Here is a 26276-nt window from a genome sequence, read left to right on the forward strand (position 1 = left end):
GGTTCACTCCTCACTTTTCGGTGCTATTGCTGGGCATCCTGGTCGTCGGCGACGTCCGTCGCCGATGACCAGGAGATCGTGGCCAGGCCGTGCGTTTTGGTCAGCACGGCTGTGTTCTCGCTGAACTCGGGACGGTGGGAGCCGGTCGGCCAGTAGGCGAAGGTGGGCTCGACATCGCGGCCGTGGCGGTCCCATGCCTGGATCTGTTCGACCATCGCGGTAGCGGCGTCCTCGCCGTGCGTTCCATAGGCACGCGCGCCGAACTCCACTGCGCCGCCTTCGGGAAGGGGACGGATGGCCAGGTAGGCCAACGAGTCACCGAGCACAACACCGAAGGGGAACCAGCCCTTGCGTTCGGAGGCCATGTCGGTGCCTTCATCCACGGCCAGCTTGCAGAAGCCGGGCAGGAACGCGGCGAACCACAGATGCAGGTCGGCGAAGGACACGCCGTGCTTGATCGTGACGCCGGACCACACGTCGGTGCGTTCGGTCGCCAGCGCCCCGTCCAGCAAGCTCATGCCGTCCGGCACGTCTCCCTCGAAGCGCAGCTTGACGTGGTGACCGTTGCGGTCGGGGAGCAGGAAGACCCGCTCGTCACGGGCGCCCTCGCCCTGCATCGGAACGAACCCGGCTACCTCGGCCGAGGTGCTCACCAGGTGGTCGCCCTCGCGGCGGAAGGCGATGACGCGGGTGATTCCGTTCATCCGCAACGGGACGACGATCCTGCCGCCCTCGACCAGGTGCTCTAGCCAGGCCGGAGCGAGATCCCAGGCCCCGACCGTCACCAGGATCGCGTCCACCGGCTTGTCCAGCCCTGGCAACGGGTTCTCGGCGTCGGCCTGCACCACGATGACTCGGCTGCCGTATCCGTTCGCGTCCAACAGCTCGCTGGCGCGATCGGTCACTTCCGGGTCGATGTCCACGCTGACCACGTGCCCGTCCGGGCCGACGACCTCGGCCACCAGGGCGGCGTTGTACCCGCCAGAACCGATCTCCAGCACGCTCATGCCCCTGCGGAGCTCGGCCTGCTCGATCATCCGGGCTTGGATGTACGCCGCGCTGGTCGACGAGATGATCACGCCGTCAGGGTCCCGCTTGATCGCTACCGACGCGTCGACGTTGTAGGTGACGTCCAGCGGAGTGCCCTCGGCGACGAACAGGTGCCGGGGCACCGTGCGGAAGGCCCGCTCCACCACCGGAGAGGTGATCATGTTCTTGGTGAGAAGCGTGTCCACCAGGGCATTGCGGAACTTTGCGGCGCTGGCGTCGTCGTGTCGGAGTGTGTTCACTTGATTACTCTTTCAGAGGGGTGTTCTTGATTGAGTGCCAGTTGACGGTCAAGTGGACCAGGAGCGCGCCGCGGTCTGGGACGCGTCGCGCCCCCTGGTCAGGAAGCCCCGAGCACCGCGACAGTCGACCGGCCAGCGGCATCAGCGTGCCTGCCGGTGCGGTGTGCGGAAGGACCGTCGGCTGATATCAGGTGCTGGTGGGCGGTGGTCCAGACGCTGCAGGGGTGTCGGCGCGGTCGGCGCCACGAGGAGCAGTGCGGGCAGCGGCCATGCTCGTCGGGAGCATGCAGGTCCAGCAGGACGCGCCATGCGCTCGTGAGCCTGGTGATCTCGGTTTCGGCGAGGGCGGCGCGAGACGGCTCGTCACCGTCGACGGCGAGGTGGTCGAGGTAGTCGAGGCGTTCGTGCACGGCGGCTTTCAGCGTGGCCGCCAGGTTTTCATCCATGACGGTTCTCCCTAGGCGGTAGCTCGGCCAGTTCTTGCTGGTGCAGGGTCTCGATCGTGGTGGTTGCCCACTCGTAGGAGAGGCCGAAGTGGAGTCCGAGCACCTGTGCCGGCGGCAACGTCAGACCTGGACCTTGTTCCTGGCAGGCGCGATCGAGCGCGGCCGCGACGTCGAGGAGGTACTGCTGTTGCAGCACCTCGTGCAGCCGGTGACCGATCGGTGGTGGTTGGCTGCGCGGCCGAGGCGGCAATCGCAACTCCCCAAGCCGGTTCGCCCGGTAGTAGGCGTCACCGAGCTGCCCTGCGGCCGCGCCAAGCGCGTACCGGTTCTCGCCTGCACGGTGCTCGACGAGGTCGACGTCACCGAGCACAGAAAGCAGATGGTAGGTCGTAGAACGCGGCAACTGCAGGTCATCGGCGATCGCTGCCGCAGACATCGAACCCTGCTCAGCGAGCGCTTTCAGCACGGCGACGCCCTTGCGTAGGGCTGGCACATTGCTCACCTGGCACCGTCCGTGTCGTGAGGCTGAAACTCGAACGGGTTGCTCATGATTCGTCCTCGCTCGACGTCGGGCGGGCTTGGGTGACGTAGTAGTCGCCGTCCAGTCGCAGCCGGTCCTCGGCAACGAGCCAACTGCGCAACTCGGTTGCCAGGGACTTGGGGATGCCGTAGCGGGACGCGACTTCGGGGTTGCGGGGCCACCGGTGACCAAGTCCCTGCTGCTGCACCGCTTCGAGCACCGCAGCGCGGACCGCGTCGAAGTAGGCAGTCATATCCGGGCCGTCGTGGCTGGGCACCGGCGACCACGGACGTGGCGGAAGCCGCAGCACCAGTTGCACGAACTTCGGTTCCTGCACGTGGAACAAGCCCCTGTCGGCGCAACGACGGACGAGCACCACCGGGGCCGGGCCCGAAGTCAGGCGGCGCAGCTCGGCCGCACGTTGCCGGCGAGCGTGGTCACCATCGCTCGACTCGTCCCAGCCGAGCTGACCGCACACCCCGCACGTCATCACGGGCGCGTGGCGGGTGCAGCGCTTCCAGCTTGCGCCCATCAGCTCGACACCTCAGGTGTTGACGACCTACATGGGCGACGCCTGCCGGTGTTCGGGTCACGGGTCTGGGCGTCGGTCTTTCCACAGCCTGTCAGCAGGCAACGCGCGACGATGTGGCTACCTCTGCGATCCCAGGTAAACAAGTGCCCGGAGTCGTCCGGGAAACACACAGGGCAGTCCAGCGACGACGATGCGGCGACAATCGATTCGTCGGGACTCGCCGTCAGGCCGCATTCAGCGAACACCCACCGGCCGCCCGCGTTGCCGTGCAAGCCCTTCGGGTCTTCCAGCTCACGCGTCTTAGCTTCCTCGTCGAACCGATGCCACAGGGGCCAGAACCAGCCCAGACCAGTGCCCGTCACCATGTCCTCGGTCTTGGCAACCGGGATGATTGAGATTTGCGCGGTCTGTTCGGTCGCGTTCTCCAGCGGGACTTGCGGCTCGAACACGCCTCGACCCTGGTCTGCGATCAGCTCGTGCTTGGCGTCGCACGCGACGGCGCTCACGATGTCGTTCCCCGCGCACGCTGCTTACGCCACTCGGCGTCGCACTTGACGCAGGTCGGATAGAAACCGACGGCGAGCGTCTCCGAAGTGACCGCGATTGAGTCGTTGCACAGCGTCTGGCCCGGCTTGCCCGCCACCAGGTCCCGGTTGATCGCGTGGCGCTCTCCGGCGTGGGCGTACCAGCGGTACCGCCGTGGTGCGCGGGTGCCGCTTTCGATGGTGCTCACAGGGCACCTCCGGTTGGTAGCCAGGCACGGCGATCGAATTCGCGGAGCGCGACGCGGCCTGCTTCCAACTGCTCGTCGCTCAATGTGTGTCGGTTTGGGCGGATCGCTGCGAGCGTCTGCTGTGACTGCGCCGTCCAATTCGGTTCAGGGGCGAACTGGACGGCGGCCGGCTTCTGCGGCGACTCCATGTGCGGCTCCGGGCTGACGCTGGTGACAGCGGCCCCGTCCAGGCTCGGGGCCAAGTCGGGGCCGCTGCGATCTGGTGAGGACGGCGGCCCGGCCGGCCGTCGGGGGAGAAACCACCGGCCGAACCGCTGCCCTCGGGAGGGCGACCGGGAAGCAGCAACTACGCCCACGGGGGGAGCGAGCGATGCCGCACTCCCGGTCTCAGCAGCTCCGCCCTGCCCAAGGAGATGGGCTCGACGAACCTGCCTATCTATAAAATAGACCTATCCTCTATAAGATAGACAGCACCCTGGTGTGGTCTTTTCGGGTGAGAAGCGAGGATGATCGTCGCTACCGTCAGTATCAGCCGGTCCCTACAGGAGGACAGCAGCGTGGACGTGCGCATCAGCCGTGAGACCGCGCGCCAAATCATCCGCTACCAGCTGATTCACTGTCGTTCGCTCTCCGGTGCGACACAGAAGGAAGCTGCGGATCACTTGGGGATCACGCAGCCCCACTACGCACAGTTCCTCTATCAGCCGACCCACAAGAACTATCAAGCGCCGAAGGAGACCCAGCTCGAAGCGCTGCTGATCTTCTTCGGGGTCGCCGACCGATTCCCGATCCTTAAGCAGGTGCTGGAGATCGCTCGGACTGGAGCACCAGGGAGCATCCACTCAGTCGGGGTCATCAGCGACCTGGACATGTATCTGGCGCTGGAGTTCTTCGCCGAGAGCATCACCAACTACGAGCCGATGCTCATCCTCACGCTTCTGCAGACCCCGCAGTACTCGCGGGCTCTCGCGGAGTTCGCGAAGCGCGGGAATCCCGAGCTCGACGTGGTGGCGGAGGTCAACAAGCGGACCGCGCGTCAGCTCCCCCTTGTCCGCACGCCGGCGCCGCTGCGCCTCAACGCCTACGTGGAGGAGCGGGCGCTCAACGGCATCGTGCACGAGGACCCCGAGATCAACGACGAGATCATGACCGGGCAGCGCCAGCACGTTCTGCACGTCGTCCAACACATGCCCCACGTCACCGTTCGCGTGCTGCGCGACTCGTTCCATCTTCGGGCACCCGGCAACAGGCAACTCTCCCTGGTCACCTTCACCGACCAGTGGAGGCTCGCCTACTCCGAGTCCGCGCTCAGCGCGCACTATTTCGACGCTGCCGTCTCCATCACCGACGCTGAGACCATGTTCACGCGCCTCGATCAGCAGGCGCTGTCAGAGGAGGCGTCGAGGCAGTTCCTGGAAACTGTCGTCGCGGAACACAGGTTGGAGCACGATCAACATGATCAATAACTGGCGCACGAGCAGCTACACCGAGCCGAACGGCTCGTGCGTCCGCATCGGATTCACCAAAGACCAGCACAAACGTGCCGCCATCGGTGATACCAAAGATCCAGATGGTCCGATCATCCTGCTCAGCATCGACGCGTACATGCACTTCGTCGAGCACATGGCGAATCGCGGAGATGCTGGGCCTGCCTGAGCGCGCATGCTACGGCTCGAACAAGACGGTGCCCCGGCCCAGCAAACTGGCCGGGGCACCTTCCGTCGCAAGGGTCGACCTCGGACCACTTCGACTACGCGCTGATCTAGTCCGGCTTCCCGGCTGCGACCTGCGCAAACCAGCCACCAGGCCCTGCCCCATGAAACGCCTGGTGACGACTAACCCCACCCCGAAGGGCACCGCGTGATCCACATCATCTACCGGCTGCAGGACGAGAACGGCGACAGCCACGAGGAGGAGGTCGCGCAGGCTCCGCACGTGCCGCGCGTCGGCGAGCTGGTCGGCTTCGATCCGATGCGGTCGTACCAGGTGATCGACGTGCTGTGGCATCTCGGCGGCGACGATCCGCACGTGTCGATCACCGCGCGCGAGTTGAACTGGCACAGGCACATCGCCAAGGTCACCGCTGACTGGGAGAGCGCCAACCGCTGACAGAAATGGCTCCGGCGGCGTGGTCGCCGCCGGAGCACAACGTGTTGGCCGGACACACAGTCCTGGCTAGAGCAGTAGGCCCATGTTGTGGAGCTGGATGGCCAGCATGACCACGCCGCTGCTTCCGGTCGCGGTCATCCAAATCAGCTTCAGGACCCGGTAGGCGTCCTTGCGGCGCTCGGGGTCCGGGCAGGACAACGCGATGTGCACCGCGTACCCGATCAGCCCCGCGAGGAACACCGCGTAACAGATAAAGAACCAAGTCCACATCGAGTGGGCCCTTCGTCGTCGTTTGGCTGACGACAGTGAAACGACGACGAGTGCACAGATCTCCACATCTGGAAAGAAAGGATCCCGCCCCGGCCGACTGGCCGGGGCGGGACTGGGATGTTGCGCTAAGTTCAGGCTTAGCGGTACGGGTGCAGGCTTACATAGACGCCTACACCCCCACCGGGTGGCAGGCGCGAAGCTGTCTCACGTCCCACCAGTGATCGGCGCCGTTCTCTCCGCGTAGAACTCGTAGCATTGCTCCGAGTGGTTCCACGTTGGCGAGTCGGCGGTTTCGGAAGAAGCCGCGCCGAGACGGTCGGGCGGCATCGTCGTGACCTGAAACGAGCAGCTGAGCGCGAGTAGCTGGTTCCTCGGGTGTTGCGAGGACTCCGGCGGCTACTGCGACAAAGGCGACTACGCATCTGACAGCAGCGATCAGTGGGAGAGGTACGGCGATCACCCCCTCGGGGGAGTGAGTTCTCCGTCGAGCAGACATGCAGTTTCCCTTCCTGTTCCGTTGTTCCGATTTCCTTTTGGTTTAGGCTTCTACATCTAGGTCCTTAGTCTCGGGCTACATGGATCTCGTGGTGGGCCCTGCCGTGCTGGTGTCCCGTCCCAGGGATGACACTTCTAGCTCAGGTAGGTCTCGACGTAGTCCTGCGCGTCGAGATCTCCCGCGTTCGCCGCGCGGCGCCACCACGCAGCTGCTTCGTCGGGCTTGTTCAAGACCTCTTTCAGTTCAGCGATGCGCCGACAGTTCCAAGCTGTCTCCTTCTCCTGGACTTCGCTTTCTCGCAGGCTGAGTTCGCGAACCGCCCACTCTGGAGCCTGTGCCGAGTGGGGGGCCGGAGCCCGGCTGACCTCAGGAAGGTCAGCCAGGCGTGCCGGTTGGGAAAAGGAAGGTTCGGGACCGTCGAGTGCATCCAGCGCCGCGAACACCCGCTGCAGGCCAGCGTCAAGATCAATCGACCTCATCTGCTGGTCGACAGTGGCGGCGTTAGCAGCTAGGAGCTGTTCAACGTCCACTAGGACCGCCTTCCGGATTTCGGGTTCCACCGTTCTAGCTTTTTACGGAGCCGAACGTGGGCCCGGTGAATATCACGGCTGACTTGGGCTTTGATGATCAGCAAATTTTCACTGATCATCGTGTTGTCCCAGCCAAGTTCGTACTTCAGGAAAATCACCCTTTGCAGAGGAAGGGAGAGTTCCGCGACTGCTGCGCGCACATCGTCCGCCATAGCGGCGTCGATGTCCTCTGGTGCCACCTGCTCTGTTCTGACCGTGTCCACTTCCGTGGCGTGATCAGTTAGTGGCATCCTTCGGTCTCTGCGATACGAGTCGACGAGAGCCGAACGGACCGTGAGGAACGCGTAGCCAATGGTGAGGTCGAGATCACCATTGTTCTGGTAGGTGCGGTAGAGCTTCAGGATTGCGTCCTGTACCGCGTCCTGTACCCGGCATATCTTGTCTGTGCTGCTGCATGCGGAAAGTCCGTAGCGCAAGAGCAGGCTGTAGTTGTCCCTGATGAATGCGTCGAACTCTTCGCGTCTCATTCGTGAACGGCCTCGTCGTGGAGGTCGATCATGTGAGATCCCTTGATGTGGGGCCACCAGTGGCGCTGGCGACCCCAGGGACTCAGTCCGGTGCCGCGGTGATCGAAGATCATCGTGACCGGATCCTTTCTCCTGGGCGGGGAGACACCTGCCGGAGCAGGAGCCGAGCATCCGGGGGGCATGCTCGACTTGAAGACGCTCGACGACCCTCAGATCTCCACTTCGGCGCAGACAGATTTCGCGGCCGGAATCAGAAGCCGGTATCGCCGCAGATAGAAGCCCAGCCCGCCCGCCAGGAAAAGCAGGAATGCCACGTGAAGACGACTAGGTCGGCGGTTCATGAGACGTCTGGCGGTGTGCGGCAAGCACTGGCTCCTGGCCAATGGTCAGATCGTCAAGCGACCCAGCGCCGGCAGCGTTCGCGCCGAGCGCGGCGGCTTGCCTGGTCAGAGCAAGCGGCGCGAACGCCGGCAGGGTGATGGCCTGCGTTGCTCGCGCCAGAGGGATGTGGCCGAAACGGAAAGCGACCTGGTTACCTAGAAGCCCTTGTGCCCGGCGCGTTTTACCGCGTCGCGGAGCTGCTCCATCAGTTCGTTGCGCTCGAAGTAACTTGCGGTGCGCAGCTGCGGGATCAGTTCGGCGATCTCCTCGTTCGCGACGGTCTCCATCCAGGCCAGCGCCATGTTCGTGGCGTGGTCGGGGAGGACCTTGATGAGGCGGTCCTTGGTGCGCAGGCTCGGTCCAGTGCCGACGCGCAGGTCGTCGAAGTGCAGCTCGACGCGGACCTCATCGAAGTGTTCGGGCTTGTCGAGGTCCGGGTTGCCGATGTACTGCAACTCCATGTCGACGATCATGAAGCCGAGCTGCTGCGCCATCCAGAACGCCGTGATGTGGGCGCGCCTGCACACGAACACTGGCAGGATCAGCTGATCAGGCCGTGCGAGCTGGAGAACGAGCGCCTTGTTCAGCAGCTGGTAGAGCTCCTCGCTGCCGGGGTAGATCCAGCCGCGGACGTTCTTGACCTCGACCATCACGGTGATCGGTCGCTGCGGCACGCCGAGCAGTTTCGGCACGTGGTAGCCGGCGCTGTCGAGCTCGCCGGGCAGCGGGACGCCGAGCAGGGAGTTCACCGGGCCGAAGTCCGCGCGTTCGGGCTGCAGCTGGCCGGAGGCGAGGATCGCGGTGCGGACGGCTTCTTCTCCTGCCGGGCCGATGTGTCCGTGCGGGTAGCGGACCGAGCCGCTCGCCCAGCTCAGGTACCGGGCGTAGAGCAGTCGCTTGCGGGCGGCCGCGCGCGCGATGGCGGTCTTGCGCCGCTTCTGGTCGGCGGGCTGGATGGTCTTGATGGTGTGTTTGCCGCGGGTCGCTTCGGGGTCGACCTGGATGATGTCGCCCGCCGCGGTGAGCTCGCGCAGCGCGTTGGTGACGTGGTGGGCGTCGATGTTCTGGCCGGACTTGTTGAAGCCGGCCTCGCTGATGCGCGCCGTCAGCTCGGCGCCGACGACGGCGTGTTCGACGTCGAGTACCTCGCGGACGCGCTGCTTCGCGCGCTCGAGGTACTTCGCCGTCTGGTCCATCCTGCAAGTATCTCGGACGCGTGTCACCGGACCCGGTGGTCAAAGTTCGGTTTCACCGCATCTCAGCCGCCGTATATAGGAGTTATTGGGGTGGTGGCCGCGTGGGCGGCGGGTTGTCCTGCTTGCGCGATGGTCTCCGCACCTGGGTTGACCAGGGGTTTTACAAGGTCGCTGGTGAGGCATGCCGGGGGACCGCGCGGTCGTAGCAGCAGGCCGGGTTCGTACAGCTATCGGTGAGCCTCGTGCGCTCAAACGCAAAACACGCCGCATGGGACCGTGACCTGCAGTTTCGGCCGACACCGGGCTTGCCGAAGCCGAACACCGGAGCGGATCAAGCGCCCTTATCCGGGTCAGGCGTGCGGTCGCTGTCCTCGTATAGCTGCCGCCACTGTTCGGGTGTGCGCTCGTTGAGGATCTTTCGCCACGTCGAGCTGCCGTGGATCAGATTTCGCCACTGGGCGGCCGTGCGGTTGCTGGTGAAGCCCTCGTAGCGCACGCGCAGCTTGTCGGGGCTGGGCGGCGGCTTCAGCTCGACGATCTCGACAGCGATTTCGTCGCGGGCAGCCGCGATGGCGTCGTACGGGAGGTCGAGGTACTTGATGGCCCACGGGTTCCTGGAGGAACTGGTCGTGTTCGGCCTCGTCGTGGTGCCGCCGGACCATGTCGTCTGTGCTGATGCCGAGGTGGTCGCAGTGGGCGACGATGGCGAGCTTCTCGACGCCGGGGACGAGTTGCGGGCGCCGGCCTCCGACGATGCAGTCCGCGCACACGGTGCGGCAGTAGACGCCGATCTCGCCGTCGTAGGTGCGGGGCGCAGCCGGTCCGTGCCGCCGCAGACCGCGCATGTCCCGCGGAGAGGGCACCCGTCGGTCATGTCCAGCGGGCCAGCTGCTGTCCGGTCGCACCAGCGGCCCGATCTTCCTGTCCACGCGCCGGGTCGCGGACGGCACCGTGCACGAGAACGACGTCGACCCGGTCAGCAGGCGCCGCCGGATGGGCTACCGCACCGCCGAGCGGCACATCGACACCGCGACCGGCGGGTGGGAGCTGCACGACCTGCGGCACTCCCGGCTCACCCACGCCGGCGAGGACAGCGCGACCGAGGCCGACCTGATGAACCTGTCCGGCCACGAGGACCGGCGCACCCTGCAGCGCTACCTCAAGCCCTCCAATGAGGGAACGCATCGCCGCCTCGACGCGATGGACGTGCAGCGCGGCACCTGGACTCCGACCGCCGTCCAGCTCGCTGCCCGGCTGGCCGATACCACCCAGACCTGACCACCACGCCGTCACCAGCACATGCCGAACCCTTGGGAGAAAAGAAAGTGGTGAGCAACATCCACGTCTGGAGTTCGTGTCACTCGATCGTGGTCTCGTTCGCGCCCGTTGCGGAAGCAGCCGATTAGGCCGGCGACGGCCCGTCTCCTGCCACCTGACCTCAACAGAAGCACCCTGATACGGCAAACACTCGTTTGCCGTATCAGGGTGGCGAGAGCTGAATGCCAACCGCTGACAGCGTGAGGCGCTCTTAGCCCGAACAACCAGAAGCATCTTCGACGCTGACCGCGTGCGACGTCGGCGGGCTCTGGTGCCGAGGCGGGCACGTCCGCACCAGAGCCCCGATCAGGACTTGTGCGGGCCGACGAGCCAGCTGAAGAACTTCACCGCGGCCGCTGCGGCCGCGCACCCGCCGAGGACCGCCTCGGCCGGCGTCCGCTCGGCGAGCAGGATCAGGCCCGCGGCGGCGGCGCCGGTGAGCAGCGCCAGCAGCAGGATCACTGCGGCCCGCAGGCTCAGCAGCGGGTTGGAGGACTCCGGGTCGTCGCGGGACATGTACCTTCTTCTCCTCTGAAACTGGTTGTCCGGAGCGAGGCCCGGCTGTGCCGGGTCTAGGTGCGTCCGCGCTGGTAGCCCCACGTTTTTCTTCTCGGAACCCGGCCGCAAAAGATCTTGAAAAAAGTCGTGGGGTAGGTCTATTTCCGTGACCTACGAGAGGTCGCTTGGGTTCCGGCGGGGCCTGGAGCTTGCGGAAGGTCCCGGCGGGACTTAAGGGACGTCTCGGTGGTCACCGGGTCGTCTGTAGAGCGAGAAGTGGGAGTGCGCAGTGGTGGGTGGTGAGCAGTGGGTCGGCGCGGGGGCGCCGCCTGCTGTTACGCACCTACAACCAGGCAACTCGACCGCGAACGCGCAGGCTGCGAACCCGTTCGACACCGACGCGTCATTCGACGCGGCCCTCGCCGCCACGATCTTCACTCCCGGGGCGCTGAAGGCGCTGTTGCGTGCCGAGCGCATCACCGGCAAAGAAGCCGCCGAGGTGGAGGCCGCGGCCGTGAGCCTGCTGCGCCGCGCCAAGGACGCGATCCTGGTCGAGCAGCTCGCGGCGGCCGGGTTCGCGGGCCCGAAGTACGAGGTGTTCGAGGCCGAGCTCGTCGCGTACGCGCTGCCGATCCTGCGGTCGTGGCTGCGCCGGGGCCTGATCTTCGAGTACTGCATGCAGCGGGGCCGGCCGGTTACCGTCAACGCGATGGACCGGGCCTACCTCGCCGAGAACCTTGAGGAGCGGCTGGGCCTGGCGGGCGAGACCATCGCCAGGGCGCTGCCGGTGTTCCGCGAGCACGCCCTGATCCAGGGCGGCTGGACGCAGGAGGGCGGGGCCAGCCTGCCCACTTACTTCGTCGGCGCGACGCTCAACGAGTTCCCCAACGTGTTCCGCAAGTGGCGCGGCGAACGCGACGCCTGGCGCCATGCCCACGGGTACGGCCTCAATGCCGATGACCTGGGCGGACAGCCGTTCGGAACCGACGGGGAGGATCCCGGCGAGTCGGTGGTCTCCCGCCAGTTCGTCGTGGACACGCTGAGCGGCATGCCGGACAACCTGCGCGAGGTCGCGGTCCGGATGGTCCTCGGCGACGAGAGTCAGGCTGAAGCGGGTGAAGCGGCCGGTCTCACCGAGCGCGCGGTCGAAGGCCGGCTACATCGTTACCGCAACGAACGGGCCCGGCGGCGCGACGAAAGGAGGAACTCATGACGGTGAAGCCAGATGAGCTGACTCCTGCCCTGTTCATGCGCTTGTACTCGGTGATGGAGTTGCGACAGCGGATCACGCCTGATCCTGCGCGCGCGGAAGTGCTAAAGAGTCTTCAGGCGCTGCGCAACGACGTTGCGCACAGCGCAAGTAGCACAGAAGACGTGCTGCGCAAGCTGGCGCCCATGCTTCCTGAACTCGTCGACTATCTACACGTCCTAGAGAACTCGTCGCTTGGCACTCCGTTCGCGAAGAGCATGCGTGCGCTGTCTACACCTGAGGCTATTAACGATGTGCTGCTACGCAGTATTCAGCGAGAAGAAGCAGAACATCGCCGTGCACATGAAGCCCAGACAGCGAGTAACGCTGCACCGATTCGCAAGGAAGAGTCCGTGCGCGAGGCCACCGTGCGCGCGGCGATCACAGGCGATCGCGCCGCGCTGGACAAGGTCATGTCCTCGCTCCGCCCGCTGGTGCGCAGGTACTGCCGCGTTCTTCTCGACGTGAGCGGCCCAGACGCGGAGGCGATAGTCGACGAGGTCACCGACATCATCTGTGTCACTATTGAGGAAGCGCTACCCTCGCTGGAGAACGGCAAAGGACTAACTGCGTTTGCCTACGGTATTGCCGCTCACCATGTCACTCAACTGCTGCATGCCACCAGAAAGCCAGAACCGAGTGAGAATATCGGTGATCTGAGCGAGACTATCGGCGACCTGAGTGAGCACATGGCACGCCTTCTGAAGCTGCTTCCACCCAAGCAAAGGGAGGTGCTACTGCTTCGTGTCGTGGTAGGACTTTCTGCGGAGGAAACAGCCGAAGCAGTCGGATCGACTCCTGGTGCAGTCCGAATCGCCCAGCATCGTGCGCTAGCCAATCTGCGCAAGCAGGTCTCTCGACTGGCAAACCCTCGGACGTCCGATCGGAACATCGCAGAGTTTTAACTAGTCACACCCTCGGCAGAGGCTCAACCTGGGGCTGGTTGCTGGTGGTGTCTGTGAGACACCTGCGGCGGTTCAGTTCTGGCGGGGACTGGCGTCTGCTGGAAGTGAGGCGTGATGCCGGCATACGGCGCGTCGTCGAGTTCGGCACGCGCCGGCGTCGGCTTGGTGAGCGTGAGGTGCCAGGAGTGGTCCGGGTTCGGTTCGTCCCAGCACGCGGTGCACGTGACGCGCAGTTCGCCGCCTTCCGCCACGGCCTTGTAGCCGGCCTCATGCAGCGAGTGGAGCTGACGTTTGCACCGGGCTGGGAGAACTCCGACCCGTGTGCCGTCGCGATCGGTTCGGTACCGCACCACCCCATCAGGTCGCGAGCCGGCACCGATTTTCTGCAGGTTCGCCATGCCGGGAGCCTAGCCCTAGTTCGCACGCATGTTCGAGTACTGACGGCGGCGGCTCGCTGACCTGAGGCTGCGTAGTAGATGGTCGGGTGCTTGATGAACATCGCACAGGGCCCCGTGACCCTTGGGGGAACCAAGGTCGCGGGGCCCTGTCGGGTGGATGCCGTCTGGTCGGTGGTGAGCTCCCAGGCGGCACCCGCGCGGGCGTCGACACGACAGGGTTCTCCAGCTCGCCGTTAGCTGGTTCCGTCGGACGTGGTCGACGCTGGTTGGCACTAGAGGATCTAGGTCGCGATAAGTTGAAGTAGGTCGTTTCCGGGCAGCGTGACCGTCGGGGCGGCGCCTGGATTCAGTGACAGTTGAGCGTTCTGAAGTGCAGGAGCGAGCGAACGCAGACTGATCGATATCGTCGCCACACCTTCTGGGCGTCGATCCGTCGATGTGAAGGCCACTACCGTTGCCGTGCCCGTCGCGTCAGCCACGATTTCCAGCTTGCTGTGATCCTGTGGATCAACCACACACAGAAGATCTGCTTCAGCGAGAGCTTCGAGAAAGTCACTCTCGGCGCCGTATCCGGTTGCCGTCAGCTCGAAAGCGCGTTCGAGTTTGTTTGTGGGTTGCGGCAGTCCGGATACTCGTGGACCTGGGCGATAGTTGGGGTTAGACGAGAAGGCCTCGGCATCAATCTCGCCCTCGTCGGTAATTCGAAAGAGGCCACGAACTCCCCACGGAGGAACACCGGCGTCTATGTCGGTGAACTCGTCGTCCATCACGTAGAGGCGCTGACCCGGGCGATTACGCGCATATTCGCGCATCTCGGCGGTGATCGCTGGCGCAGGCAGCGGCGGCTGGTTCATTTACTTACCTTACCGTAATGAGGATTGGGCGACCAGGAGTCTCTGTTCAGCTCAGGCAGGCCGGTGTCGGGGTCGATCTCAATTTTGTAGCGTCCAACGACGTTATCACGATGTACGCCGCCCACCATCGCGATCTCCTTTTGTCCTTGGTACATGTGCTGCGGAACAGACGTGTTGACGTCGATACCGCCGGGGGCGTCGATGACGTATAGATACTTGCGGTCGGCTTGGTGTAGCCAAATATCTTTGTCTACTGACGTGGAGACGTAGGCGGATGGGGTGTTGTTCGTTACGTAGTCGTCCAGGTCGACGTTTTCCGGATCCTTCGGCGGGAACCCGTCCTCCCACACCATGTTTTCGTCGCGATCGTCTACACGGTAGAGAAGTTCGTTGGTTTCTCGCCAATCAACTCCGTCACGGATCTTGCTGAGATCGATGTTGGGATCGGCGGCGGAGTTGTCCACGTCATGACGCATGCGGTCTTCGAGCGGCTCGGGTGACTGTGGGCTGCTCTGTTCTGGTGCGTCACCACGTGTTTCGGGCGTCGGGTCGGTCTTGACGGGTGGTGCCGGGTCGGCGGGGCGCGGGGACTGGGGTTCGGGACGGTCGGGTTCGAGTCGGTGGGTGAGGGAGTTCCCGCGGTCGGGGAACCCTTCCCTCATGTCCTGCTTGAACTTCAGATTGTCCTCAATGGACCGTTGGATGCGTTGGCCGACGTCGTGGCTGAGCCGCTCAGGGGAGTTGATCGGCGGGGGAGTGTGCGGCCGCTCGGGTGGTGGCTGCACCCGCCGGAGGGCCGGCGGTGGCGCTACCGGGGGCGGTGGCGGCTCGACGGATTGCGGCCGCGGCGGCGTCGGCGGTGTGGGTCGGTTGACCTGCGGAGGCTGGCGAACCGGTGGCGGGGGCGGCGTCGTGGGGACGCTGGAGGTCGCGGTGGTGTCGGGCTTCCTCGACGCTGTCCACTCGGCCAGGTCATCGAGGCGGTGGCGCAGGTCGCCGCCGATGTCGCTGAGTGACTTCCCGATCTGGTCGAACCTGTCGAGTCTGTAGTCCGGCCCGATGCCGCCGATCTCCCCGGTGGAGGGGTGGCCGTCGGGGACGTGCCGTCCGACGTTGGACGCGTCGCGGCCGAGGATGGAGCCGACCTTGCGGACTCCGCCGATGCCGGCCTGCCCAAGGCCGAACAGTCCGCCGGTGGCGGTGTCGACCGCCGCGGTAGCCGTGCTCTTGGCGACGGTGCGGCCGGCGAGCCCGCTACCACCGGTGGCCACCCCGAGTGCGATGTCGGGCAGCAGCTTGCCGAGGGCTTTGCCGGGGGAGTCCTTCCAGGTCTCGACGTCGAGCACGCCCTGGATGAACTGCTCGGGGTTCTGCACGCCCTTCCACAAGCCCTCGGCCAGTTTGGACATGTTCTCCATCTGCGCGCCGGGGTGCGTCAGGTTGTACGGGTCGAACGGGTTGAACATCCGGGCCATGGAGTTGATGCCCTTCAACCCTTCCCAGACGCCTTCCGCGACGTCGATGCCGCCGGTCACGGTGTAGCCGGCGACATCGGAGATGTTCGCGCCGAGGCGGTCCCACCAGTCGGGTTCGGCCGGCGAGCGGGAGATCCATTCGGAGATGACCCGCCCGCACACGTAGCCGGCCTCGGTGACACGGCGCCGCGCGTCCTCCAGCATCTGCTCGGCTTCTTTGCGGCCGGCCTCGCCGGGGTCGGAGTAGACGGGCTGGGGGCCGGGGTCCCCGCCGGCGTCGACAGTCTTGTTGTAGGTCTCGACGCGCTTGTTGTGCTCGCTGATCGCCGTCTTCGTCGCGGCCTGCGCGCCCTTCCACATGTGCAGTGCGCGGCCGGCGGTGTCCTGGGCGGAGTCGAGCACGAGCCGGTAGGTGGCGAGCGCCGCGGAGATCTCGGTCAGAGCGGTGCCGGCGTCGTACCACTGCTTGGGTTTGCCCTGCATCCGCGAACGGAAGTTGTCCGCGGCCTGCCCGGTCCAGCTGGACGCGTCGATCGCGCCGAGCCCTTCGCCGGCCAGGGTCATCGCCGCGCCCAGCTCGGCCATGGCGGTGGCCGACCTGTTGATGTCGGAGGGTTCTCCGGGGATCAGGTCCTTGCCGTTGTCCGCGGCGGCGAACTCGGCGACGTCGCCGGCGATGCCGTGGTAGCTGCTCATCGCGGAGCCTCCGGCGGCGGCGCCTGCTTGTCTCCCATGGGGTTGCCGAAGGTCATCGTGACTAGCGACTTCATCGTGTTGACGACGTCCTCTTCGACCTTCTCGTAGGTGGTGCGGGTGTCCACCAGGGCATCGACGATCTCCTCGGTGCCGCCGATCAGGCCGCGGATCCACCAGCGGAGCCGATCGAGGAACTCGTCCAGGCCGTCGGTGATCACCTGGTGACCGGACTCGTCGACGTCGAGCTTCCACATCACGACGGTCTGGCCGCTGCGTTCCTGACCGTGAAAGCCTGCTTCGCGCAGCTCGCGGATCGAGTCCTTGATGCCTTTCTCGGCGGCCTTGAGCATGTCGAGGTCGACGCCGTAACCGCAGCTCATGACACGTGCTCCGGTGCCGGGCGCTGCTCAAGCGCGACGGTCTCAGGCTCGACGGTCTCGGGGTCTGCGGGGCGCGGCGGATGCTCGGCGGCGTGCCGCAGTCGTGCTTGCTGGATGTCGTCGAGCAGCCGCACGGCGGTGCTGACGAGTTGGTCGACGCTTTGGCTGGTGGCCAGGAACGCGGAGCTGATGGGCAACGCCGGCATGTCGTGGCGCAGCCGCGGCAGCAGCAGGCCGTGCTCGTCGGCGATGGCGACCAGACCGGCGGTGAGCAGCGCCGCCTCGGATGTCATGTCGCCCAGCCGCGCGAGGCGGCCGGAGAGCACGGTGAGCCGCGGATCGACCGGCGGATGCGCTGTCACGTCCGGCCCCCAGGGAACTGGAGGACCCGCGCGTGGACGATGGGCTCGACCGGCGGGAAGGTCATCATGTGCCGCGAGTGCGGGTCCAAGATCACGCCCAGGCCCTCGGGCAGTACCGGCAGCAGCAGGTCGAGCACCTCGGAGCCGAGCAGGGTCATGTAGGCGTGGTGGGCGCCGACCACGCTGGTCAGCCGTTCGACGGTGGTGAAGACCTGCACCCAGGAACCCATCCCAGGCACATCGATGGTGGTCACCGACGGCGGGCTGATCTCGCGGCACACGTGCAACGCGGTGGCGCGGAAGGCAGCGAGCAGCCGCTGCGGATTGCCGCGCCCGTGGTAGTAGGCCTGGACCTCGCGGACGACCGCGAGATCGGTCTGATTGTCGGTGGCGGGCATCGGCTACTCCGCTTCCTCGAGGGCGATCGGCCGGGCGTGCGGGTGGGTGATGACCCGTGCGTGCGGGAGCCCGTGGTCGAGCTCGATGCCGATGTGGTCGGGGATGTGTCGGCGCAGCTCGGCGCCGGTGAGGTGACGGTGCCAGACCTCGTCGTAGCCGTGACGGGCGTCGGGCAGCAGCGTGTAGTCGGTGTAGGCGTGCACCCACTGCTGACCTGCGCGGGTGTGCACGACGAAGTCGTGGGTGTCCGGGTGGGTCGCGACGTAGACGACCGCCCAGTCCATCTGTTCGGCCAGGCCGGCCTTGCGGACGTCGTCCTGGCGCTCGCGTTCGGCCATGCGCCGCAGGTCGGCGCCACCGGGTGCGGGCGGCCGCGGGCCGTTGACGGGTTCGAGAATGCTCACTGCGACCACCTCCCGGTGGAGTCGATCCGGTGCTGCTCGCACGCCGCGGTGCTGATGGCGGCGACGGGGATGACGACGTCGATGACGCCGTCCTGCGGGGCCAGGAACCGCGCGTCCGGGCAGAAGCGGCGGATCAGCGCGCGGGCCCGGACATTGCCGGTACCGAGGTAGGCGACCAGGTAGTCCAGGCCGCCGACGGTCGCGACCTCGGCGAGCATCGCGGCGAACAGGCCGCCCAAACCCTTGTCCTGCCAGAGGTCTTCGACGAGCAGCGCGACCTCGGCCGTGGCGCCGGCGGTGGGCAGCAGCGACCCGGCGGCCAAGACGCGGCCGTCCTGCCAGGCCAGCACGGTGGCGTGGTCGCCATCGCGCACGACGGTGTCCACGTACACCTCGAGCGCGGTGGCCGAGCTCATGTCACCGACCAACTCGACGAGCTCGGCCAGCTCGCCGTCCCGGCCGACCGTAGCGGTGGCAAGGAACCGGGCGCGCAGGGTGTCCGTGGTGCAGCGGGCCAGCATCGCGTGCAGCGCCGGGCCGTCGTTCGGGGTGGAGCGGCGCAGGTAGATCGGCGCGAGCAGCGGCGGGGGAGTGGTCGTCATGCCGCACGCTCCAGCACGGTGGTGTCCGGGTGCACGGTGCCGTGCGGCCAGCCCAGCGCCGCGAGCACCATGTCCGCGCTGAAGTCGCGGACGAAGAAGTGGTCGCCGGCCCAGGTGCGGGCGGTGGCGTGGCCGTGGTGGGCGAGCTCGCTCCAGGGCGCCACCGCGGCGGGTGGCGCGTACCAGTCACTGTTGGCCGCCCATGCGGTCAACCGCACCGCCGGGCCGAGACGGGGCAGCGTCGCGGCCGGCCGGTATCGCTCGCAGGCGATGAGGTCGGCCCGCACGCGGGGCAGCACCCGGTCCAGGAAGATGGTGTCGTAGCGGCGATCCATGGCCAGGCCGCCGAGTTCGATCAGCGCGTCCGCCAGGCCCTCGTCGTCGAGCTCGTGCAGCTGCACCGGCGGATCGCAGTGCGCGGCACGGGAACCGGAGACGATCACACCGTCCAGCCGCACCTGCTGGCCCTGCAGCCGGGCCGCGAGGTCGTAGGCGATCAGCGCGCCGAGGCTGTGGCCGAACACGCCCAGCCACTCGACCTCGCCGTAGCGGGTCGTCAGGTCGTAGGCGAGCCGCTCGGCGATCTTGTCGACGGTGAACTCGCCGTCCTCGCCGCGCCACGCGGTGCTGCGCGGCAGCACCACGGCGAGGAGCTCGACCTCGCCGGGCATCTCCCGAGCCCAGCGGTTGAACACGCCGGGACCGGCGCCGGACCACGGCACGCAGATCAGCCGGTGTGTGGCTCGAGGCCGTGCGACCGGGCGCAGCACATACGCCCGTGATGGTGCAGTCATGGATGAAGCCCCCCGAAATCACTGGCAGGAGAGCGAGAAAAGCGCCCGTGGTCCGTGGCAGGGGTATTTCGTTGCCGTTCAAGGCAGTGCCGTCCACGGGCTCCTTTTCTCGCCCCCACCCCCTTCTCTGTGTCCCCTTACGGGCTGCCACCTGCTACTTCGGGAAGTTGTCCGGGCCCCTCGAAGTCCGCCCTCCCGGCGGGTGTGTGGCTTGTCCAGCATTGGTGAAATGCGCGCGGGAATTCATCGGAAGAAGTACCGATCTTGCGAATCGCGCCAGTAGGTTGGCGGTGGGTAGCCGGTTAGGTACCAGGTGTGCCGATCACCCACACTGCTTAGGTAGGGCATCTAGGCAGAACCACCGATGCGTATTTGGGTACGAATGATCGACGCTGTGGGGAATTCGCCAGCAGGCGTCTGGGGACGGCCGCACACCGCGCGGGCGGGTTGTGGTGGCCGAGATGGGTGTGGGAGGCGCAGGTGTCGACAGACACGTTGTTCAGCAGGCAGTACTTCGCCGACCCGGTGGGAACGGTGAGGTCGATTCGGCCGTTCGGGCCGGTGCATCCGGCGGTGTTGCCCAACGGGGTGCCGGTGTGGGTCGTGACGGACTACGACGACGCGCGGGTCGCGCTGACCGATGATCGGGTGCGCAAAGCGTGGGAGCCGCTCTCGGAGATCATGCGACGCAAGCTCGCCGAGGCTGGGCAGCCGGCGCAGCTCTCGGCGTTCTTCAGCCACAACATGCTGGTGCAGGATCCGCCCGATCACACGCGGCTGCGCAAGCTGCTGAGCAAGGACTTCACCCGGCAGCGGATGGAGTCGCTGCGGCCGCGGATCGAGCAGATCGCCACGGACCTGCTCGACGCGCTACCGACCGGCGAGCCGGTCGACCTGGTCGAGGCGTTCGCGTTCAAGCTCCCCATGATCGTGATCTGCGAGCTGCTTGGTGTCCCGCAGGACCGTTGGGAGCCGATGCGGGCCTGGTCGCAGGCCCTGATGGGCGAGGCCTCGCCGCAGGAGAACCTGGAGGCCTCCCGGCAGATGACGGCCCTGTTCCGGGACCTGGTCGAGCGCAAACGCGTCGAGCCGGGCGGCGATCTGCTCTCCGCGCTGGTCCACGCCAGCGACAACGAGGACCGGCTCACCGAGGACGAGGTCGTCAACAACGCCATCCTGCTGGTGGTGGCCGGGCACGAGACGACGGTGAACCTGATCGGCAGCGGCGCCGAGCTCCTGCTGCGCGAGCACGACACCCGTCGGCGGCTGGTGGCCGAGCCGGGTCTGGTGCCGAAGGCGGTGGAGGAACTGCTGCGGCTGAGCAGTCCGCTGGCGATCGCCACCACCCGGTTCACGGCGCAGGCCATCACGTTCGGCGACGTCACGGTGCCGGCCGGGGAGATCCTGCTCGTCGCGTTGGGCGGTGCGAACCGGGACCCCTCGCGGTTCGACAACCCCGACGAACTGCAGCTCGACCGCGGACCCGGGCACCTGGCGTTCGGCCACGGCATCCACCACTGCATCGGCGCGGGACTGGCGCGCATCGAAGGCGAGATCGCGTTGCATCAGCTGCTGCACCGCTTCCCCGGCTACGTGGGCGCCGTCCCCGCCGAGCAGCTGCGCCGGCGGCGGTCCTTCATGGTGTCCGGGTTCAGGGAGCTGCCGGTGATCCTGGCGCCCTGACGGGACATCCGGGTGCGGTGCAGGCCTTCACCAGGGCGGGCTGGTTCTCCCGCCCTGGTGAAGGTCACTGCTGTTCGCTGATCCACCAGGTGGTCAGGCGCGTGCGGCTGCCGACCCCGTGGAAGTCGAGCTTGGTGTAGATCGAGCTGACCTGCGTGTCGATGGTGCGGGTGGACACGAACAGCTTCCTGCCGATGTCGGCGTTCGTCAGGCCCGCGGCCACCAGGCCGGCGACCTTGTACTCGCGCTGGGTGAGCCCGCCGGGAATGCCGGGCCGCTGACTGCTGGCCACCGCGTGCTCTTGGGCGAACGCGAGGATCTCCTGACGTGTCATGGCCGCCCCGCGCGCCGTGGCCTCCGCGAACTCGTCGCGGCCGAGCTGGGCGCGCGCGACGGTCGCGGACGCGGTGTGCATCTGCTCGACGGTGCCGACGTCCATGAGGCCGACGCTGTCCTGCTGCCACTGCCGCGCGGCGCCCATCAGCACAGCGGCCTGCTCATAGCGGCCGACCCGCACGAAACACCACGCCAGAGCCTCGGTCGCCCAGGTCGGCCCCCAGCGATCGCCCAGCTCCACCCAGCTGGTCAGCGTCTGCAGGATCAACTCGATGGCACGGTAGGGCGAACCGTGGTTGAGCTCGGCGACACCACGGCACCACCGGGCCCAGTTGATGCCCAGCGGCGCACCGGTCTTCTCGGCGCGGGCGAGGCTGTCATCGGTGACGCGCACGGCGTACTCGGCCGTCCCGACATAGGCCGCGCACATCGCGCCGAAGCTGCGCGCGGGATAGACGGCGCCGTCGGGGGCATGGTCGAGCCAGAGCTGCTGGGCCTGCTCGAAGACCTCGATCGCGGCCGGGTCCGCGTCGGCGTAGAGCATGAGCAGGGCCTGGCTGAACATCACCCAGCTGCGCAGCACGGGCGTGTCGCCGAGCTGTGCGGTGAGCCGGTCGGCCTGGGCGTTGCGGAAGCGGACCATGTCGTGGTCGCCCTGGCACACGCCGATGGTGGCGAGCAGCGTGATCGAAAGAACCTGCAAGGGATGCGGTTCGGTCTGCGCGTCCAGGGCGCGTTCCAGGAACAGACGTGCTTCGCCGAGCTGACCCGAGTAGTAGCCCCAGCGCGACTGGCTCAACGCGGCCGCGAGTTCCAGCGCCTGGTGGGCCTGGCCGCTGGTCAGGAACCAGTCCATGCCGGCGCGGAAGTTCGGCATCTCCCGGCGGATCTCGCGCAGCCACTCGATCTCACGCGGGCTCTGCACGGCGCTGGCCACGCTGGCGGCCCAGATCCGGTAGTGCTCGGCGTGCGCCGTGCGGATCTGCATCTCCTCGCCCCGCACGTGCAACTGCCGCTCGGCGAACGACCTCATCGGCGTCAGCATCCGATACCGGGCCTCACCGCCACAGATGTCGGCGACCAGCATCGACTGGTCGACCAGCCCCATGAGCAGCTCGGCGACGTCGGCCGCCGGGATCGTGTCGTCGCTGCACACCGCCTCGGCAGCCCCCAGGGTGAAGCTGCCGGCGAACACCGCCAGCCGATCCCACAGGTGCCGCTCGCTGTCGCTGCACAGATCCACCGACCAGGAGATCGCCGCGGCCAGGCGGCCGGCGAGCAACCCGAACCGGCCGTCCTCGGCCAGCTTGGTGACCAGGATCTTGATGCCGATCGTGCGGAGCCGTTTCGCGGCCAGCTCGATCGCCAGCGGAATGCCGTCGAGCAGCTGGCACAGCCTGTTGGCGTCGGGCCGGTCGTCCTCACACAACTCGGCGCCGGCGGTCTTGGCCCGCTCGAACAGCAGCTGCACCGCCTCGCAGTGGCCGTCCGGAGCGCCAGGGTGCAGGTCGTCGCCACCGGTCTCCAACGGCGGCACCGACATCAGGCTCTCGCCCGGCACGTGCAGGGGCGCGCGGCTGGTCGCGAGTACCCGCACACCGGGAGCGGTCTGCAGGATCCGGCGCACCAGCCCGGCGACGGGATCGGCGAGATGCTCGCAGTTGTCCAGCACCAACGTCAGCCGCGTCTTGCTCAGCCGCCCGAGCAGGATCTCCAGGCTGATCGGCTGCGAGCCGTTGAACGCCCACCCCAGCACCTCGGACAGGTGCGCGGCGACCTGCTCGGCCTCGGTGAGCTCGGCCAGCGACACCATCCACACGCCCTGCGGGCAGTCCTCCGCGCCGCTCTGCGCGGCCTCGGCCGCGAGCCGCTGGGCCAGCCGGGTCTTGCCGACACCGCCGGGCCCGGTCAGCGTGAGCAGGCGCGTCTGCTCGAGCAGACGCCGCCCGTCGGCCAGCTCACAGCGCCGGCCGACGAAAGTGTCCATCTCGACCTGCAGGTTGCCGGGGACCGGCCGCACGTCCGGCACGTCATCCGCCTGGTCGTCATGTTCGGCCTGTTCAGGAGTGTGCGTGTCGGCGGCCGCCGCCTGGCTGCCGGCTTCGGCGCTGCCCTGCGCCGTGCTGTCGGAATGGGCTGGCTCGTTCCCCCCGGGCCGGTGGAGAGTGGGTTCGTTCTGGGTGACCAGAACGAGAGCGGTCTTGTCGCGTGTCACGTCGTTTCTCCCCGTCTGCAACGCCGACCGGGGCCGGTCCGCATGACACATCTGCTGCTCTGCGGCTGGCGCGGCCTCCCCCTGACGCTCACGCGTGAACCCCTGGCCCCACCCCACAGCTGTCTTCAATTCAAGACCGACCGAGTCTCCCGGCCCGCGTCCGCGACGGCGTCCGTATCAGCACGGATATCGCCACTGATTCCCGCGCACACGACTGACCTGGCGCAATCCGCGGCACACCGCCGTGCGTGGCCCTGGACGTGGTCGCTCTCACGCTTCGATCGTGAGGCAGTTCCGTGGAAACACTGATGCGGCCCTCGGCGGTCACCCAGCACAGTCAGCACAGGTCTGAATTCTGGGGAGCACACGAAAGGCCGGGTTTGGTGAACAGCGTCGAAGCGCAGGTCCGCGAGTACTACGACACGGCGGGACCGGCGTACCACAAGCTCATGGGGTCGATCTGGCACCACGGCGACCTGGCGGCCGAGCAAGAGGGACTGTCCCCTGAAGAGGCGGGCAAAGCGCTGGCGCGCAAACAGGTCGCCGCCGCCGGCCTGCAGCCGGGGGAGACCGCGCTCGACTTCGGCTCCGGAGTCGGGGGCACGACGATCTACATGGCCTCGATCAGCCAGGCGTACTTCGTCGGGATCTCCAACAACGAGTGGCTGTCCACGCAGGCCCGCCGGTACGCGGCCGAGCAGGGGATGAGCGAGCAGGTCGCGTTCCTGACCATCGGCGACGAGGACTACAAGAACCTGATCGCGTGGCCGGACAAGTCGCTGGACATGGTCAGCTGGTTCGAATCGGTGTGCCACCTGCCGGACAAGGCGAGCTTCTTCGCCGCGGCGTTCCGCGTCCTGCGACCGGGCGCACACCTGGTCGGCGTCGACTGGATCCAACGGCCCTTCGGCGACAACCAGACCGACGAGCAGATCGCCCGCTGGATCCGCCCGGTCGAGGAGGTCATCTCCATCCCGTGGCTGGGCACCGTGGACAGCTACCGGGAAATGATCTCTGAAGCCGGGTTCCGCGTCGAGGTCGCCGAAGATCTCTACCCCGACGTCGAGTGCTGGGGCAGCACGCCGGTCGACGACGGCCAGGGCTGGGGAGACTACGACGGCGAGCTCAGCTCGGTCATTCACGACGGGAAGCGGGTGCTCGACGCGGCCCGCAGCGCCGGCGTGTTCAGCGTCGGCCGATGGGTCGCACGCAAACCTGGGTGACGGCGCCCGGCGTGCACGTGTTCAAGAACGCAACGATGAACGGCACGCAGGGCGAGACGACGACGCTGAACGTGAGGGATGGCGCCTGACCCTCTGCTGTAAACACGTTGGCCCGTCGCTCCAAGCGGAGCGGCGGGCCAACGTGTTACCTGACTAGCCCACAGGCTGCGTCTGCACTGCCACCGTGTTGTTCTTCAGGTGTCGTCTTTTCCGGAGAGCCTGCTTGCTAGCCAGAAAGATCGCCGAGGTAGACAACACACCGAGAATGCCGACGGCGAACTGGGCTGCCCACGGCGCGCCCTTGGACTTCATGTTTTCCGTGATCTCCGAGACGGCGGTGACGGCCAGCAACGTGGGCATCGTCGCGATGCCCGCGTCGAGCAGTGAGTTCAACGTCGAGCGGGTCAACTTCCACCGCAACTCCAGCAGCACCGGCTCGTGCTCGCTGAAGTCGATGAAGAAATGCGAGAAGTTGACGACGAGGTATCGCCGCAGCCCGGTCGGCAAGCGACCCGCGGAAAGATTCCTCCACGCGTGCACCCACAGCTCCACATCGGCCGGACTGGCCTTGCCGAGCTGGGTGAACTTGCGAATCTGGTACTCGTGGGGGAGCAGCTGGTTCTTCCGGTCGCCACGTAGGTAGCGCTGCAACGTGGAGTTCGAGAAGTTCGCCGTCGACTTGCTGCCCAAGACCGCGATCGTGCGGATCGATACCCCGGCCTCGCGCGCGAGGTTGACCAGCTCGGCGTTGAACTCTGAGTTCCTCTGTACCGTCAGAGCCCTGGCCAGCGGGCCGGTCGTCGGCACTAAGTCGGCGCTGATGCCGGTGGCGTCGTTGTGAACGGACATCGTCGACACCACCCTGCTGGCGAACTTGCCGGCGAACTGCAGGAAGGGCTTCATGACTTCACCTCGTCCGCGTGGACGGCCGCGGTGACGCCGGTGGCGACCTTGCGGAGCATGCCGCCGCCCTTGCCCGAGCCGATCACCACACTGGTGAGCGCGGCGATCATGCACACCGAGGCGACGACGATCAGCGACTCCTTGACGGTGAGGCCCGACCAGAGCAGGGCGAGCTCGAAGACGACGAGGGAGATCAAGGTGCCCAGCCGCACCCACGGCGGATTGGGCGATGTCAGATCCCGGGCAGGCCGGGCCAACTTGGTGAGCATTGGGGGACCACGCTTTCCCGAGGAGGTGTGTGAAGGCCAGACAGGAACAAGCCGAACGGTGTTGGCCTCAACTGCGCCGCGGTTGCACCCGTGGGGCCGAGTCGAACGCAGGCCTACGCCTGTATGGTCCCCCGCCGAGGCCGTCTCCATGAGGGCTCGGCTGCACCAACGCGATCCATCTCGCCGATCGTCGTCGTGCTCACGGCTTTGCCCCAGAGCCCCTCTGAGCACTGCCACCACGCCTTCACGCAGATGTTTGCGCAGGTCCGCTCTGTCCCACACTGA

33 protein-coding genes are annotated in these 26276 nt (G+C 66.8%); 9 read left to right on the plus strand and 24 right to left on the minus strand.

What is annotated here, in order from left to right:
• Window positions 1–23 precede the first annotated feature (23 nt).
• The 6 genes from fxlM to ACIA8G_RS35045 form a co-directional block, all read right to left on the minus strand.
• Window positions 24–1289 (minus strand): methyltransferase, FxLD system, encoded by a 1266-nt coding sequence (gene fxlM / locus ACIA8G_RS35020; RefSeq protein WP_396423020.1) that lies wholly within the window; start codon window positions 1287–1289, stop codon window positions 24–26.
• Window positions 1290–1387: 98 nt separating this feature from the next.
• A complete protein-coding gene (locus tag ACIA8G_RS35025) occupies window positions 1388–1735 on the minus strand; it encodes a hypothetical protein (RefSeq protein ID WP_396423021.1) in 348 nt (115 codons plus the stop codon).
• A complete protein-coding gene (locus ACIA8G_RS35030; protein WP_396423022.1) occupies window positions 1728–2228 on the minus strand; it encodes a helix-turn-helix domain-containing protein in 501 nt (166 codons plus the stop codon). The genes ACIA8G_RS35025 and ACIA8G_RS35030 overlap by 8 nt, the downstream gene beginning before the upstream one ends.
• A 52-nt stretch (window positions 2229–2280) precedes the next feature.
• Window positions 2281–2787: a hypothetical protein gene (locus ACIA8G_RS35035; RefSeq protein WP_396423023.1), complete on the minus strand. Its 507-nt coding sequence runs from the start codon at window positions 2785–2787 to the stop codon at window positions 2281–2283.
• Window positions 2787–3293 (minus strand): hypothetical protein, encoded by a 507-nt coding sequence (locus ACIA8G_RS35040; protein WP_396423024.1) that lies wholly within the window; start codon window positions 3291–3293, stop codon window positions 2787–2789. Before ACIA8G_RS35040 ends, ACIA8G_RS35035 begins: the two co-directional genes overlap by 1 nt.
• Window positions 3290–3520, minus strand: a complete 231-nt coding sequence (locus tag ACIA8G_RS35045; RefSeq protein WP_396423025.1) for a zinc finger protein — start codon at window positions 3518–3520, stop codon at window positions 3290–3292. The genes ACIA8G_RS35040 and ACIA8G_RS35045 overlap by 4 nt, the downstream gene beginning before the upstream one ends.
• Window positions 3521–4077: 557 nt before the next feature.
• Between ACIA8G_RS35045 and ACIA8G_RS35050 the strand changes: the two genes are divergently transcribed.
• The 3 genes from ACIA8G_RS35050 to ACIA8G_RS35060 all read left to right on the plus strand — a co-directional run bounded on the left by ACIA8G_RS35050 (window position 4078) and on the right by ACIA8G_RS35060 (window position 5629).
• Window positions 4078–4986: a DUF5753 domain-containing protein gene (locus ACIA8G_RS35050; RefSeq protein ID WP_396423026.1), complete on the plus strand. Its 909-nt coding sequence runs from the start codon at window positions 4078–4080 to the stop codon at window positions 4984–4986.
• Window positions 4976–5176 carry a DUF397 domain-containing protein gene (locus tag ACIA8G_RS35055; protein WP_396423027.1) on the plus strand — a complete coding sequence of 67 codons (201 nt, stop codon included), beginning with the start codon at window positions 4976–4978 and terminating at the stop codon, window positions 5174–5176. The genes ACIA8G_RS35050 and ACIA8G_RS35055 overlap by 11 nt, the downstream gene beginning before the upstream one ends.
• Before the next feature lie 204 nt (window positions 5177–5380).
• Window positions 5381–5629, plus strand: a complete 249-nt coding sequence (locus tag ACIA8G_RS35060) for a hypothetical protein (RefSeq protein ID WP_396423028.1) — start codon at window positions 5381–5383, stop codon at window positions 5627–5629.
• 66 nt (window positions 5630–5695) lie between these two features.
• On the opposite strand, the gene ACIA8G_RS35065 is transcribed toward ACIA8G_RS35060, so the two are convergent.
• The 3 genes from ACIA8G_RS35065 to ACIA8G_RS35075 form a co-directional block, all read right to left on the minus strand.
• Entirely contained in the window at window positions 5696–5899 is a 204-nt protein-coding gene (locus ACIA8G_RS35065; RefSeq protein ID WP_396423029.1) for a hypothetical protein, read from the minus strand.
• A gap of 630 nt (window positions 5900–6529) precedes the next feature.
• A complete protein-coding gene (locus ACIA8G_RS35070) occupies window positions 6530–6925 on the minus strand; it encodes a hypothetical protein (RefSeq protein WP_396423030.1) in 396 nt (131 codons plus the stop codon).
• On the minus strand, window positions 6925–7452 hold the full coding sequence (locus ACIA8G_RS35075; RefSeq protein ID WP_396423031.1) for an RNA polymerase sigma factor: 528 nt from the start codon (window positions 7450–7452) through the stop codon (window positions 6925–6927). Before ACIA8G_RS35075 ends, ACIA8G_RS35070 begins: the two co-directional genes overlap by 1 nt.
• Window positions 7453–7791: 339 nt before the next feature.
• Here ACIA8G_RS35075 and ACIA8G_RS35080 point away from each other — a divergent pair, with 339 nt between their 5' ends.
• Window positions 7792–7992: a hypothetical protein gene (locus tag ACIA8G_RS35080; protein WP_396423032.1), complete on the plus strand. Its 201-nt coding sequence runs from the start codon at window positions 7792–7794 to the stop codon at window positions 7990–7992.
• Here ACIA8G_RS35080 and ACIA8G_RS35085 read toward each other — a convergent pair.
• Complete coding sequence (locus ACIA8G_RS35085) at window positions 7989–9029, minus strand: hypothetical protein (protein ID WP_396423033.1); 1041 nt, start codon at window positions 9027–9029, stop codon at window positions 7989–7991. The genes ACIA8G_RS35080 and ACIA8G_RS35085 overlap by 4 nt on opposite strands.
• Before the next feature lie 331 nt (window positions 9030–9360).
• Window positions 9361–9525, minus strand: coding sequence for a hypothetical protein (locus ACIA8G_RS35090; RefSeq protein WP_396423034.1), 165 nt, complete (start codon window positions 9523–9525; stop codon window positions 9361–9363).
• Between the two features lie 347 nt (window positions 9526–9872).
• Between ACIA8G_RS35090 and ACIA8G_RS35095 the strand changes: the two genes are divergently transcribed.
• Complete coding sequence (locus ACIA8G_RS35095) at window positions 9873–10307, plus strand: hypothetical protein (protein ID WP_396423035.1); 435 nt, start codon at window positions 9873–9875, stop codon at window positions 10305–10307.
• A gap of 345 nt (window positions 10308–10652) precedes the next feature.
• On the opposite strand, the gene ACIA8G_RS35100 is transcribed toward ACIA8G_RS35095, so the two are convergent.
• Window positions 10653–10862 carry a hypothetical protein gene (locus ACIA8G_RS35100; RefSeq protein ID WP_396423037.1) on the minus strand — a complete coding sequence of 70 codons (210 nt, stop codon included), beginning with the start codon at window positions 10860–10862 and terminating at the stop codon, window positions 10653–10655.
• A 274-nt stretch (window positions 10863–11136) separates the two neighbouring features.
• Here ACIA8G_RS35100 and ACIA8G_RS35105 point away from each other — a divergent pair, with 274 nt between their 5' ends.
• A complete protein-coding gene (locus ACIA8G_RS35105; protein WP_396423038.1) occupies window positions 11137–12057 on the plus strand; it encodes a hypothetical protein in 921 nt (306 codons plus the stop codon).
• Window positions 12054–12998: a sigma-70 family RNA polymerase sigma factor gene (locus tag ACIA8G_RS35110; protein ID WP_396423039.1), complete on the plus strand. Its 945-nt coding sequence runs from the start codon at window positions 12054–12056 to the stop codon at window positions 12996–12998. The genes ACIA8G_RS35105 and ACIA8G_RS35110 overlap by 4 nt, the downstream gene beginning before the upstream one ends.
• A 23-nt stretch (window positions 12999–13021) precedes the next feature.
• Here the strand turns inward: ACIA8G_RS35110 and ACIA8G_RS35115 are convergent, their stop codons facing one another.
• The 9 genes from ACIA8G_RS35115 to ACIA8G_RS35155 all read right to left on the minus strand — a co-directional run bounded on the left by ACIA8G_RS35115 (window position 13022) and on the right by ACIA8G_RS35155 (window position 19362).
• Window positions 13022–13396, minus strand: coding sequence for a hypothetical protein (locus ACIA8G_RS35115; protein WP_396423040.1), 375 nt, complete (start codon window positions 13394–13396; stop codon window positions 13022–13024).
• Between the two features lie 281 nt (window positions 13397–13677).
• The gene (locus ACIA8G_RS35120) at window positions 13678–14250 is read right to left on the minus strand and encodes a type VII secretion system-associated protein (RefSeq protein ID WP_396423041.1); all 573 of its coding nucleotides are present in this window, start codon (window positions 14248–14250) and stop codon (window positions 13678–13680) included.
• Complete coding sequence (locus ACIA8G_RS35125) at window positions 14247–16421, minus strand: putative T7SS-secreted protein (protein WP_396423042.1); 2175 nt, start codon at window positions 16419–16421, stop codon at window positions 14247–14249. The genes ACIA8G_RS35120 and ACIA8G_RS35125 overlap by 4 nt, the downstream gene beginning before the upstream one ends.
• On the minus strand, window positions 16418–16801 hold the full coding sequence (locus tag ACIA8G_RS35130) for a hypothetical protein (RefSeq protein ID WP_396423043.1): 384 nt from the start codon (window positions 16799–16801) through the stop codon (window positions 16418–16420). Before ACIA8G_RS35130 ends, ACIA8G_RS35125 begins: the two co-directional genes overlap by 4 nt.
• Window positions 16798–17163 (minus strand): hypothetical protein, encoded by a 366-nt coding sequence (locus ACIA8G_RS35135; protein WP_396423044.1) that lies wholly within the window; start codon window positions 17161–17163, stop codon window positions 16798–16800. Before ACIA8G_RS35135 ends, ACIA8G_RS35130 begins: the two co-directional genes overlap by 4 nt.
• The gene (locus ACIA8G_RS35140; protein ID WP_396423045.1) at window positions 17160–17561 is read right to left on the minus strand and encodes an SseB family protein; all 402 of its coding nucleotides are present in this window, start codon (window positions 17559–17561) and stop codon (window positions 17160–17162) included. Before ACIA8G_RS35140 ends, ACIA8G_RS35135 begins: the two co-directional genes overlap by 4 nt.
• Window positions 17562–17564: 3 nt before the next feature.
• Window positions 17565–17966, minus strand: coding sequence for a hypothetical protein (locus tag ACIA8G_RS35145; protein ID WP_396423046.1), 402 nt, complete (start codon window positions 17964–17966; stop codon window positions 17565–17567).
• Complete coding sequence (locus ACIA8G_RS35150; RefSeq protein ID WP_396423047.1) at window positions 17963–18568, minus strand: GNAT family N-acetyltransferase; 606 nt, start codon at window positions 18566–18568, stop codon at window positions 17963–17965. The genes ACIA8G_RS35145 and ACIA8G_RS35150 overlap by 4 nt, the downstream gene beginning before the upstream one ends.
• The gene (locus tag ACIA8G_RS35155) at window positions 18565–19362 is read right to left on the minus strand and encodes a thioesterase II family protein (RefSeq protein ID WP_396423048.1); all 798 of its coding nucleotides are present in this window, start codon (window positions 19360–19362) and stop codon (window positions 18565–18567) included. Before ACIA8G_RS35155 ends, ACIA8G_RS35150 begins: the two co-directional genes overlap by 4 nt.
• A 480-nt stretch (window positions 19363–19842) precedes the next feature.
• Between ACIA8G_RS35155 and ACIA8G_RS35160 the strand changes: the two genes are divergently transcribed.
• Entirely contained in the window at window positions 19843–21045 is a 1203-nt protein-coding gene (locus tag ACIA8G_RS35160; RefSeq protein ID WP_396423049.1) for a cytochrome P450, read from the plus strand.
• A gap of 64 nt (window positions 21046–21109) precedes the next feature.
• Here ACIA8G_RS35160 and ACIA8G_RS35165 read toward each other — a convergent pair whose 3' ends face one another.
• Window positions 21110–23596 (minus strand): LuxR C-terminal-related transcriptional regulator, encoded by a 2487-nt coding sequence (locus tag ACIA8G_RS35165; protein WP_396423050.1) that lies wholly within the window; start codon window positions 23594–23596, stop codon window positions 21110–21112.
• A 383-nt stretch (window positions 23597–23979) separates the two neighbouring features.
• Between ACIA8G_RS35165 and ACIA8G_RS35170 the strand changes: the two genes are divergently transcribed.
• Entirely contained in the window at window positions 23980–24819 is an 840-nt protein-coding gene (locus ACIA8G_RS35170; RefSeq protein ID WP_396423051.1) for a methyltransferase domain-containing protein, read from the plus strand.
• A gap of 153 nt (window positions 24820–24972) precedes the next feature.
• On the opposite strand, the gene ACIA8G_RS35175 is transcribed toward ACIA8G_RS35170, so the two are convergent.
• Window positions 24973–25722 carry a hypothetical protein gene (locus tag ACIA8G_RS35175; protein ID WP_396423052.1) on the minus strand — a complete coding sequence of 250 codons (750 nt, stop codon included), beginning with the start codon at window positions 25720–25722 and terminating at the stop codon, window positions 24973–24975.
• The gene (locus ACIA8G_RS35180) at window positions 25719–25991 is read right to left on the minus strand and encodes a hypothetical protein (RefSeq protein WP_396423053.1); all 273 of its coding nucleotides are present in this window, start codon (window positions 25989–25991) and stop codon (window positions 25719–25721) included. The genes ACIA8G_RS35175 and ACIA8G_RS35180 overlap by 4 nt, the downstream gene beginning before the upstream one ends.
• Window positions 25992–26276: the final 285 nt, after the last annotated feature.

The sequence above is a fragment of the Lentzea sp. NPDC051213 genome (assembly GCF_044455585.1).
GTDB lineage: Bacteria > Actinomycetota > Actinomycetes > Mycobacteriales > Pseudonocardiaceae > Lentzea.